Origin of the sequence: Effusibacillus consociatus (genome assembly GCF_042652925.1) — a bacterium.
Taxonomy (GTDB): Bacteria; Bacillota; Bacilli; order Tumebacillales; family Effusibacillaceae; genus Effusibacillus; species Effusibacillus consociatus.
In genome coordinates this window covers 58,713-69,440 of record NZ_JBHSHC010000033.1, presented here as the reverse complement: position 1 = coordinate 69,440, position 10,728 = coordinate 58,713, and the positions used below count along the sequence as shown (strand labels likewise).

Below are 10,728 nucleotides of genomic sequence, written 5' to 3'. Positions count from 1 at the left end.
CCCCTTACAGAACCGGAAGTTCCTCAATTCGAAACTCCATCATCAGTTCGTCTTCTCTTCTGTAAAACCGCACATTCAAACGTTCTTGCATAAACATCAGCACCGAATCCGGCACCCCTTCGGCATCAAGAACCATCTGATGCGGCATCAGGGTTTCGTCAACCGGATCGTGCTCAATGTTGAGGAAGTATTGAACATGCGGATCCTCAGTTTGGTCTTCCGCCACAACGAACACGTAAAGACCCGGATATTTCGTGATTCCCTGTTTCCCAAGTTCCATGAAAGTACGGAACAAGGGGATACTGTAATCATCCAGAACCAGCACCACAGGAGCTTCGGGTGAAGTAGCCTCGATAAAGTCTTTCACAAATGCTTCTCTTCCGGTGATATCCTGAGGATCGCGCAACCCCAAACGGCAGCGGAAATCCCATTCGAACCGGCCCATGGCCTCCAACGATCCGCCGTATCCCAAGCCGATTAAATATTGTTTTGCCTCCATCCATCACACCTTCAATCAATAAATCTCCCATCAAAGTGACGTTAAGCTCTGTTGCTTATTCCGAGTACTTTGCTGGGGAGCCGAAGATCATCAGCCACATCTCGCCATGTTGACGGGGACCCATAAAGATCCAAAAGTAAATCACGTTGTTTAATGGGTGATTTTAATATTCTTGGACCATCGGATGGATTGTGATATCGTCCACCAGTACGCCTTCCGGTTGGGAAGCCGCATAGAGAACAGCACGGGCAATATCCTCCGCTTGCAGCCAGTCGGCCTTGTGGGCAGCTCCCTGCTCGCTGTTTGCAAAGTAAGTGTCGGTCATTCCCGGCAAAACATTTGTGACTTTAACGCCTTTGCTTTGAACTTCCTTCCGAAGCGAATCTGCAAACCCCTGAACCGCAAACTTCGTCGCACAATATCCGGCACCACCAGCAATCGTACGGCGTCCCACATCAGACGAAATATTGAGAATGTGACCGGAGCCCTGCTCCAGCATCGGTTGCAAAACCCCGCGGGAACAAAGGAAGAGTCCCGTCACATTGATATCGAACATGGTCTGCCACTCTTTGAGTGTCGTTTCTTTTACAGATTTGAAATATCCGACTCCCGCATTGTTCACCAGTACGTCGATCCGGCCGAAACGGGACAGCGTGACTTCCACCATAACCTCGACTTCTTCTTCTTTTGAAATGTCGGTTGTGACGGTTAAAACATCTTCCGCGCCTGCCTCCATGGCGCGTCCGCGTACCCGTTCCAGATCTTCAGGGTTTCGCGCAACGAGAACGAGTTTTGCTTTTTCTTTCGCAAAGGCCAACGCGATTGATTCACCGATTCCGCGGCTGGCTCCTGTTATTACAACGACTTTATCCTTCATCTATGTCCACCCCTTATGTATTCGCTGCAAATTTCCTGACAAGCTGTTCTGTGACGAGAAAATCCAAATGAACATCATGTTCCTCAACCGGTAATCGGCCCACCACTTGAAGCTCATATGCAAGTCCAATTTTTACCGTATCTGAACGTAGCATGGGTAGAAACCGGTCATAATAACCGCCTCCATATCCGAGACGACCTCCCTCGCTGTCAAAAGCCACGCCCGGGATGATCACGGCATCGATCCTTGCAACCGGCACGGTTTCGTTTGATGCCGGGTTTCCTTGTTCCTCCCGGATTCCTGACGGCTCGAGAATCCCGTATGCCCCGGGTTGAAGCTCCTCGAAGGACTGGATCCGGACCGGGATTATTTTTCGCTCCTCTTTGAATGTTACGGGAGCAGCCATCGTTTTTCCCGCCTGCCATCCCCAACGGAAAATCTCGTCTGTTTCCACTTCTCCTCGGAACGCCAGATAAGCGAGAATCGTCCCTGCCTCATTTAATTGCGGGATCGACAGCAAATTATCAAAAATGGCCTTCTGCTTTGTGGTTCTTTCGGCTTCAGACATCGAATTGCGCGCGGACAAGATCTGTTGGCGAAGTTCCTGTTTGTTCATTGAATCTCCCTCGGACGGTTTTCAAATCCTGCTCATCTTAAACTATCACAACTTCCCTCAAAATACATCACCCACGAAAGTGACGCAAAGCGATGCAGCATATTCCGAGTACTTTCGTGGGGACCCAAATGCGTCATCTTGACAAAAGCATCCTCGTGTTGTCTCTATCCGAGCTGTGCGGTACACTTAAGATTGCATGTTTGTACGGAAGGGGAGCCTTTGGAATCATGATCGTTCTATCTGCCAGCCAAATCGTAAAATCCTACGGAACCGATGTGATTTTAAACGGGGCTACATTGTCCGTCCACCAGGGAGAACGGGTTGGACTTGTGGGAGTCAACGGTGCCGGAAAATCGACTCTTTTGAAGATCATCATAGGGGAATTGACCGCTGATTCCGGAGCGGTTCATATCGGAAAAAATGTGGCCGTCGGTTACCTCTCCCAACAAACCGGCATTCAATCCGTGAGAAGCGTATATCAGGAAATCCGCAGCGTATTTGAAGATTTGTTTGTATTAGAAGAACGGATTCGAAAAATGGAAGAGAAAATGAGCGACCCGAATGTATACGAAGACGAGGCTCTCTATCAATCGTTGGCGAACGAATACACGTCCCTTACACAGGAGTTTGCGGACCGGCAGGGCTACGCAGTGGATGCGAAGGTTCGTTCCATTCTAACAGGTTTGGACTTTCCGGAAACGATGTGGGATCAGCCCGTCCAATCTCTTTCGGGCGGACAAAAAACCCGGCTTGCGCTTGGCAAACTGCTGCTGATTCAGCCTGAGCTTCTGATCCTGGACGAGCCCACCAACTATCTTGACCTGCGAACCGTCACCTGGTTGGAAGACTATCTGAAAAGTTACCCGGGCGCTCTCCTGCTTGTCTCTCACGACCGTTACTTTCTTGACAGATTGGTGACTGTTGTTTACGAACTGGACCGCGGGATCACACGACGATACACCGGCAACTATTCCGCGTTTCTGGAGCAAAAAGAAGCGGAGCTTGCGATTCAAGTGAAACGATATGAGCAGCAGCAGGCCGAAATCGCCAGAATGGAAGATTTTATTCAACGCAATATCGCTCGTGCCACCACAACCAAAAGGGCGCAGAGCAGACGCAAACTGCTGGAGAAAATCGAACGGATCGACAAGCCGGTCACGTCACAGGATCAGGCCCATTTTTCGTTTACCATCGAGAGGCAGAGCGGTCATGACGTGCTTTCGGTTGAAAATCTGTCCCTCGCATATGGCGGCAAAGTGTTATTCTCCCATCTCAATTTTCAGATTTCCCGCGGGGAGAGGGTCGCTCTGATCGGTCCGAACGGAATCGGAAAATCATCCTTGATGAAAGCAATTGCCGGCATTCTCCAGCCGACATCGGGTACGATTCGGCTCGGCGCCCATGTCAAACTCGGTTACTATACGCAGGAACAAGAAGATCTCACACCCGGGAAAACTGTGCTGAACGAAGTGTGGGACTCGTTTCCACGCCTGGATCATACACGGATTCGTACCGTCCTTGGCAACTTCCTGTTCTCCGGCGATGATGTGATGAAGCCGATCTCCTCCCTTTCGGGCGGCGAACGAAGCCGGGTGGCACTGTCAAAATTGATGCTGCTGCAGGCCAATTTTATGCTGCTTGACGAACCGACCAACCACCTGGATCTGCTGTCAAAAGAAATGCTCGAGGTAGCTCTTGATGATTATCCGGGCACCTTGCTGTTCATTTCCCACGACCGCTATTTCCTGAACCGGATTGCCACACGGGTGATCGAGTTGACGGAAGGGGGCCTTACCTCCTATCTTGGCAACTATGATGACTATCTGGAGAAAAAATCGGAATTGGCTGCTATGCAAGCGTCCGGACAGTTGGAAGCGGGCGGTAAGATTCGGCCGTCCACCCCGACCCCAACCGCCGCTGCGGCCAATCCCGCCCCCTTATCCAAGGAAGAACGGGACCGGCAGCGGCAGGAAGAGCGGCAAAAGCAGCGGGAAGAAAAGAAACGATTGGAACGGATCGCAACCATCGAACAACAGATTGAAGAAACTGAGGCCGCTATCGTTTCTCTGGAGGCCGAATTGTGTCTGCCCGAAATCTTTAACGATCCGGATCGTGCCCAGGCGACCAATCAGGCCTATCAAGATGCGAAAGAGCGTCTGGAACAATTGTATGAGGAGTGGGAAACACTTCAACAAGCTTGATCATGCACACTGTATACACAATCGGCATCAGAATCAAAGCCGCGACCACCACCCCTGAGTCGTTGGCGGCGAAACCGATCAGGGAACCGGCAACCCCTCCGGTCAGAAACGGGCGGAGGCCGGCCTTTTCTTCCAGGAATCTTGCAACCGGGGGAAACGGCTGCAAAACAGCAGTTGCCGCGATCAGCAGGACTATGACAACAAGCGGGGCTCCGACATAATCCCGGATTAAATGCAAATTCATCAACAGCTTGCGCATAACCAGTTCTCCAATCCGATCATACTGTCCACCCCCCGCTAAATTGACAGCTTGGGTAACATGCGTGGGATAGGCCGTTCCTTGATGAAGGGTGATCATGAAAGCTATTGAACTGGCAAGGATTGTAAGACCGACAGGCCAACTGACCCGTTTGGGAAGTTGAAACAGGAACGTTACAGCAACCGCGACCGAGGCGGCAGCCGTAACCGTTCCCCCTGCATTGGCACCTAATTCAGGAGCGGCAAAAAACCAGATCATTCCTCCCCCCATTCCTGCAAATCCCCACTTCATCCATCTTTTCCACCGAGGCTGCAGACACAGCACATATCCATATGCCAAAAGGAGCCACGTGACCAGGAACGCCATCGATTCATTGCCCACGCCATAATAGCGGGCTCCCACAACCGGATCATAGGAAAGGATCGAGCCATGCGCCAACCAACCGCCGGTCGCTGTATCGGTGATGATCAGTCCAACCATTCCTATCGCCAGAAGCAGCAATCGTTGAAATAAGTTGCGTATTTGCATCAGCGCCCAGACAGTCCCAAGAATCACTCCCGGCACCACCACAATCCAAATCCAGTCTTCGGTTAGCCACCTCCATTTGCCGAACCATTCCACAACCGGCAGCAGCAAGAGAAAAAAAGGGGCTGTCAGTACGGCGGTGCCCCCCCAAATCAAAACGGCGGCCAACAGTTTTGCACGTTCACCTACCCGCTTCCGCCCGGCATTACTCAACAAAATTCCTGTCATCAGCAAGAAAAGAATCCCTCCGGCTGCTCCGAAACTTGTAATCACCACCGTTCTCTTGCCGTAGATTTCTCTTGTTTGAACTGCCGTTTTGTGAAACTCGTCCCATGGATTCGCGTCAGACTTGGTGCTTTGAATGGTTCTTCCAACCGCCCCAGCCTCCTGAAGTCCCAAAAAGTCCTGGATACTCGCTCCCAGATCCTGATTCGTTACGATCCCCTTACGCCTTGTCGAGGCCGATGTCAAAAGGCTTCCGGGAGCAATGGGTCCGCCCGCCGCAAAAACCGGAGCCAGTTCCCCGCTCTTTCCAACCAATGTCGTTCGCGGAGACGCCAGAATCAGGAGTGTGGAATCGTCAGCCTGCGGAAGAAGTTGTTCTGCCAACCTATCCAGCGATTGCAGCGATCGCTGACGCAGCTGAATGTATTGGGAATTCAAAAGCTTCTCCTTCGTGGATTCGAGGTTCCGCAGCTCATTCCAATCAATTACGGTCAGTCCTTCCCCTCGATAGCTGAACCAATTAACCGGTGCGTTTACATTCATCAATCCGATTCCGCCTTGTTCCGCCCACTCCCGCAAATGCGGGAGATGCTGGTTCTGCAAGTCAGATTCTTTCAGCAGGTCCGCAACGACCAAAATGACCTGCCGATTTTGATTCATTTGGGAATCGGATATCACTTGTCCCGAAGCACCTGTTGCTGACGGCGAAAAAATACCCGCTGCCAGGAACACAAACAAAGTTAGAACCACTTGAAACCGCTTTCCGAACACCGAACCACCCCAGCCAATTTTTCACTAGGGTGCCCAAAATCTGTTAAATTGAACCAATAAAAGCAGCCACTTTCCAAGTGGCCGGCTTACTTCCTAAGCTATTCAAAAATAAAAATCGCCGTTTCCAGTCAAAAACGGCGATCTTTGAAGATCAGGTAATTTATCCTGCTGTATCAATTTCTTGCCAATGGCAGTCTGACCCGGAACGTAGTTCCTTTGCCTTCTTCCGAATCCACGAGGATTGTTCCGCCGTGATTTTGGATGATCCGGTAGGATACGGTCAGACCCAACCCCGTGCCTTCATTCTTGGTTGTATAAAACGGTTCAAAAATACGTGAAAGTACCTCTTTGGGGATACCGGGTCCGTTATCCATAAAACAGATCTCGCACTCTTCCATTCCCGTATTGATCGCGATTGTGAGCTTTCCGTTCAATCCGGTTGCTTCAAACGCATTGCGGATCAGGTTGATAAACACCTGCTTGATTTGTTCCACATCCACTTCACAAATCGCCGGAGTTTTCGAAAGCTCGAATTGCAAGTCGATATTGTGAAGCAAAGCATCGCTTGTCATCAGCGTTCGAATATCTTCCATCACCGAGTTGATATCAATTTTGCGAAGATTGGGAACCGTGGGTTTGGACAGCAGTAGGAATTCCCGAATAATGTCATTCACACGGTTCAATTCTGACAAAATGATCCGAAAATACTCCTTTTCCGGCGCGTCATTTTCATATTTTCGATCCAATAACTGAATAAACCCTTTTACCGAGGTCAACGGATTGCGAATTTCGTGCGCTGTTCCGGCTGCCAATTCACCGATCACAGCCAATTTTTCGGACTGACGAATTTGTTCCTCCAGCAGTTCCTGTATCGTGACATCCTTAAATGTTACCATTACCCCCAAAACGGTGTGATTGCGATTCCTTAACACCCGGGTTGAGACAAGCATGAATCTGGCGCGATCTTGCTTGTCTTTAATTTCTGCTTTGAGATCTTTGCATTCACGACCGGTATGTATGGTTTCATGCAGCTTGTCCAGAACCAATTGAGCAAGTGGAAACACATCTTCAAATTTGCGGTTTTTCACCTCAGAAGCAGACAATCCTGTAATTTCTTCTGCTCCGCGGTTAAACCCGGTAATAATGCCTTCTGTATTCAGCGTTACGACGCCATCCGAAATATGATCGAGAATTAAAGAGGCATGTTCCTCAACCGCCCGGAGGCGGTTCATCTCCGAATTGTCAATGAAAGTTGCCACGATCCCCACTTGTTCGTTGTTGTCGTCAAGGAGTGGTACGGTAGAAGTAACAACAGGGATTTCAATGCCGCTTTTTGAGGGGCAATAGCTCTCAAATCCGAAAAAAGGCTGTCCCGACTGCAAGGTCTTCCAAAAAATTTCCGCATCACCGTTCAGCACATGGTTGATGTTTTGAAAAGATTGAATTTCATCGAGGTTGTAACCGGTTATCGATTCTGCAACTTTATTCACATATGTCACGTTTCCCTGGCTGTCATAAGTAACAATTCCCACCGGTATCGAATCCAGTATCCTTTCACGCAAACGATCCGAATCTTTTGTTTGCAAACTACCACCCCCGGCTTACCGTCACCCATTTGCATTTGAATTCTACTTATGAATTGAGAATTCCTTCTTTTGGCATTGAATTTATATCTATATAAAACGGTTGTTTGACGGTCCACATATCCACACAGTTATCCACAGTATAAACACACGAAAAATAAGCTCAACCCAGGTTATCCCCATTCTCCACATCCAATTCACATAATATCTGGTGATAAAAGAGATCGTTTTTTTCCTTTTATCTTTGCGAGATTAACTAGTTATCCACAATCCAGTGTGAATAACTGATGTTAATTGTGGAAAAACATGTGGAAAACTCCTGAACAATAAAAAATCCCCTGCGTCAGCAGAGGAGGCACTGGATTTTAGCCCTCTTTTTATTTGGACAGAATGACGAAGGGGCCTTCCTCCCATTTCGTCAGCGGAAGGCTCGCATGAGCATTCAGATCCAGGTTGTGAAACCACCCTTTTTCATAGAAAGGATATGCTGCGGCAGCGATCATTGCCGCATTGTCCGTGCATAAAGACAGTGGAGGACACATTGCGGTAAAACCCTCCTTCGCAGCCCGTTCCTGCAGCTTCGTGCGCAGTCCGCGATTGGCTGCCACGCCTCCTGCCACCACCACATTTGAAACACCGGTTTGGCGAACCGCAAGAACCGTTTTTTCCACAAGCACATCGACCACAGATTCCTGAAAACCGGCCGCCACATCGGCCGGCTCCAACTTCTCTCCACGCTGTTCCGCATTGTGCAATGCATTGATCACAGCCGACTTGAGTCCCGAGAAGCTGAAATCCAGTGAACCTTCTTCAAGCCATGCCCTTGGAAACAGAATTGCATTCGGATTCCCTTCGTGTGCCAGCTTGTCAATCACAGGTCCTCCCGGGTAGGGCAAACCCATCGATCTTGCCACTTTGTCATATGCTTCTCCGGCCGCATCATCGCGCGTGCGGCCAAGAAACTGAAACTTCCCGTGCTCAGCCATATAGATAAGTTCCGTATGTCCGCCGGATACGACCAGTGCCACCAAAGGAGGCTCCATCCCGCCGGCAAGAAAATTGGCGTAAATATGGCCCGCAATATGGTGTACTCCGATCAGAGGAATCGATTTGGCGTAAGCAACTGCTTTCCCCGCTGCCACGCCCACAAGCAGTGCCCCCACCAGTCCCGGCCCGTATGTTACGGCTACAGCAGACAGATCGTCCAATTCAACCCCTGCTTTTTCAAGGGCTTCCTCCATAACAAACGTAATATTCTTCACATGACGCCGTGAGGCCACTTCCGGTACGACGCCCCCAAACTTCTGATGAATTTCCACCTGGGAGGATATGATGTTGGACAAGACCTCATGTCCGTCCCGAATTACCGCGGCCGACGTTTCATCACAACTTGTTTCTATGCCAAGAATCAGGGACGGTTTCCCTGCTTCCCTGTCGGTTTGATATTTAGTTCTGACTCTTTCCAGCCAACCCATCTGCATCTGATCCTTCCGTCGTATCCCTTTCGTACCGTTTCGGATCGAGATTCGCCCACATAATGATGGCATCCTCTCCATTGTCCGAATAATACCCTTTCCGGATTCCGTATTTGATAAATCCTAGTTTTTGATACAAACTTTGAGCCGTTTTGTTCGATACCCGAACTTCCAATGTCATTCGATCGGCCCCGTTCCACACTGCAACCATCATCATCTGCCGCAGCAAATTTTCTCCCAGCTTGCGGCCCCTGTATGCCGGATCGATTGCAATATTGGTAATGTGGGCTTCGTCAATAATGATCCACATGCCCGCATACCCGGCTACAACCCCGTCAATTTCCACCACAATATATTTGGCAAAATGGTTTCGGGTCAGTTCGCCTTCAAATGCCGCTCGTGACCAAGGGGCGGAGAAAGACCGGTGTTCGATCTCCAGAATTCGATCAATATCTGACAACTGCATTCGCCGGTAAATAAGTTCGCTCATCAGGCACCGTCCGTACAGCCGGAAGCAGGGTTCCGCATCCCCAACAACTTGGCTTCCGCTTCCACGAGTTGGAGGTATTCAGGTGCAAAACGTTCCACCTCGGCAGTCTCCCCGGCCTCAATTCGGACAATTCCTTTCTCAAGAAGATAAGCCGCGCGAACCAATTGTTTGGACCTGTCTGCGGAAAAAACAGCCTGTCCCCCGAGCCGTTCCACAATCAGATCGCGATAATTCTCTGCCCCGTCCCCCAGAAACATTACTTGTTGGAGACTGCTGTCCGTCCCCCGCTCCTTCAGTCTCTTTTCAATCAATGGAAAAAGGTCGTCGAGTTTCCTCAAAGCATCCGGTTCAATCTTCGCAGCCCCATCATACAACGCGCAATACGCCTGTTTCCTTCTGGCATCGAACATCGGACATACCAGAAAATCGGAATCCTGATAATGACCGGCCAGACCGTCCAGACTTGAGACGCCGACAAGCGGGATTTTGAGCGACCAAGCCATCAGCTTTCCGGTTGTTACCCCAATCCGGACGCCCGTATAAGAGCCTGGACCGTGACCAATGACAATGCCCTGAAGTTCATCCGGGGTTAAATCGAGACTCTCAAAAAGTGATTCGATCAAGGGCATTAATCGATTCGAATGATTTTTCTTGACGACCACCGACGCTTCCGCGAGCAGCCGATTCCGCTCCCCGATGGCGATCGTTAATGTTTGGGTGGCCGTATCCACGGCTAGATATGGCATGTTTGGTTCAACTCCTCAATCAAACCGGCAAACCGTTTCCCCGCTCCTGAGATCGTGATCTGCCTTTCCGATTCTCCCATTTTACGAATTGTGACCTGCAAGTATTCTTCCGGCAGCAATGATTTTATATATTCTGCCCATTCAATCACACAGACACCGTCTCCGTATAGATACTCATCTATGCCGAGATTTTCCGAATCCGCCTGTTCTCCCAGCCGATACAAATCCATATGGTAGAGCGGAATGCGCCCCTCATATTCCCGAATCAGCGTAAAAGTGGGGGAACTCACCGACTCTTCCACCGCAAGCCCTCTGGCAAGCCCCTGTGTAAAAGTGGTCTTTCCCGCTCCCAAATCGCCCGAGAGCGTGAGAACATCTCCCGGATCCAGCAAACGTGCCAGCCGTTCTGCAATTCTTCGTGTTTCTTCCGGGGTATGAGTGGTCCGCTGGAACACTTCAGT

General features: G+C 50.0%; 10 protein-coding genes. 1 reads left to right on the top strand and 9 read right to left on the bottom strand.

The features are described from left to right. Positions 1 to 4: 4 nt before the first annotated feature. From ACFO8Q_RS05780 to ACFO8Q_RS05770, 3 genes are all read right to left on the bottom strand, one after another. Entirely contained in the window at positions 5 to 499 is a 495-nt protein-coding gene (locus tag ACFO8Q_RS05780; RefSeq protein WP_380024776.1) for a hypothetical protein, read from the bottom strand. Positions 500 to 662: 163 nt separating this feature from the next. Beyond that, a complete protein-coding gene (locus ACFO8Q_RS05775; RefSeq protein ID WP_380024775.1) occupies positions 663 to 1,376 on the bottom strand; it encodes an SDR family oxidoreductase in 714 nt (237 codons plus the stop codon). 13 nt (positions 1,377 to 1,389) lie between these two features. Then, a complete protein-coding gene (locus tag ACFO8Q_RS05770; protein WP_380024774.1) occupies positions 1,390 to 1,992 on the bottom strand; it encodes a 5-formyltetrahydrofolate cyclo-ligase in 603 nt (200 codons plus the stop codon). A 227-nt stretch (positions 1,993 to 2,219) separates the two neighbouring features. On the opposite strand from ACFO8Q_RS05770, the gene ACFO8Q_RS05765 reads away from it, so the two are divergent. After that, positions 2,220 to 4,193 carry an ABC transporter ATP-binding protein gene (locus tag ACFO8Q_RS05765; protein WP_380024827.1) on the top strand — a complete coding sequence of 658 codons (1,974 nt, stop codon included), beginning with the start codon at positions 2,220 to 2,222 and terminating at the stop codon, positions 4,191 to 4,193. Here ACFO8Q_RS05765 and ACFO8Q_RS05760 read toward each other — a convergent pair. The 6 genes from ACFO8Q_RS05760 to tsaE all read right to left on the bottom strand — a co-directional run bounded on the left by ACFO8Q_RS05760 (position 4,090) and on the right by tsaE (position 10,722). Next, positions 4,090 to 5,973 (bottom strand): hypothetical protein, encoded by a 1,884-nt coding sequence (locus ACFO8Q_RS05760; RefSeq protein WP_380024773.1) that lies wholly within the window; start codon positions 5,971 to 5,973, stop codon positions 4,090 to 4,092. The genes ACFO8Q_RS05765 and ACFO8Q_RS05760 overlap by 104 nt on opposite strands. Before the next feature lie 173 nt (positions 5,974 to 6,146). Next, complete coding sequence (locus ACFO8Q_RS05755; protein WP_380024772.1) at positions 6,147 to 7,559, bottom strand: PAS domain-containing protein; 1,413 nt, start codon at positions 7,557 to 7,559, stop codon at positions 6,147 to 6,149. A 374-nt stretch (positions 7,560 to 7,933) separates the two neighbouring features. Continuing rightward, a complete protein-coding gene (gene tsaD / locus ACFO8Q_RS05750) occupies positions 7,934 to 9,031 on the bottom strand; it encodes a tRNA (adenosine(37)-N6)-threonylcarbamoyltransferase complex transferase subunit TsaD (protein WP_380024826.1) in 1,098 nt (365 codons plus the stop codon). Then, entirely contained in the window at positions 9,003 to 9,521 is a 519-nt protein-coding gene (gene rimI / locus ACFO8Q_RS05745) for a ribosomal protein S18-alanine N-acetyltransferase (RefSeq protein WP_380024771.1), read from the bottom strand. The genes tsaD and rimI overlap by 29 nt, the downstream gene beginning before the upstream one ends. Beyond that, the gene (tsaB, locus tag ACFO8Q_RS05740) at positions 9,521 to 10,267 is read right to left on the bottom strand and encodes a tRNA (adenosine(37)-N6)-threonylcarbamoyltransferase complex dimerization subunit type 1 TsaB (protein ID WP_380024770.1); all 747 of its coding nucleotides are present in this window, start codon (positions 10,265 to 10,267) and stop codon (positions 9,521 to 9,523) included. The genes rimI and tsaB overlap by 1 nt, the downstream gene beginning before the upstream one ends. Continuing rightward, a complete protein-coding gene (gene tsaE, locus ACFO8Q_RS05735; RefSeq protein ID WP_380024769.1) occupies positions 10,255 to 10,722 on the bottom strand; it encodes a tRNA (adenosine(37)-N6)-threonylcarbamoyltransferase complex ATPase subunit type 1 TsaE in 468 nt (155 codons plus the stop codon). Before tsaE ends, tsaB begins: the two co-directional genes overlap by 13 nt. Positions 10,723 to 10,728 lie beyond the last annotated feature (6 nt).

What these genes read in the sequence shown, in the direction of transcription:
- ACFO8Q_RS05780 (WP_380024776.1), bottom strand. Translation starts at nt 499, where the DNA reads ATGGAGGCAAAACAATATTTAATCGGCTTGGGATACGGCGGATCGTTG.
- ACFO8Q_RS05775 (WP_380024775.1), bottom strand. Translation starts at nt 1,376, where the DNA reads ATGAAGGATAAAGTCGTTGTAATAACAGGAGCCAGCCGCGGAATCGGT.
- ACFO8Q_RS05770 (WP_380024774.1), bottom strand. Translation starts at nt 1,992, where the DNA reads ATGAACAAACAGGAACTTCGCCAACAGATCTTGTCCGCGCGCAATTCG.
- ACFO8Q_RS05765 (WP_380024827.1), top strand. Translation starts at nt 2,220, where the DNA reads ATGATCGTTCTATCTGCCAGCCAAATCGTAAAATCCTACGGAACCGAT.
- tsaD (WP_380024826.1), bottom strand. Translation starts at nt 9,031, where the DNA reads ATGGGTTGGCTGGAAAGAGTCAGAACTAAATATCAAACCGACAGGGAA.
- rimI (WP_380024771.1), bottom strand. Translation starts at nt 9,521, where the DNA reads ATGAGCGAACTTATTTACCGGCGAATGCAGTTGTCAGATATTGATCGA.
- tsaB (WP_380024770.1), bottom strand. Translation starts at nt 10,267, where the DNA reads ATGCCATATCTAGCCGTGGATACGGCCACCCAAACATTAACGATCGCC.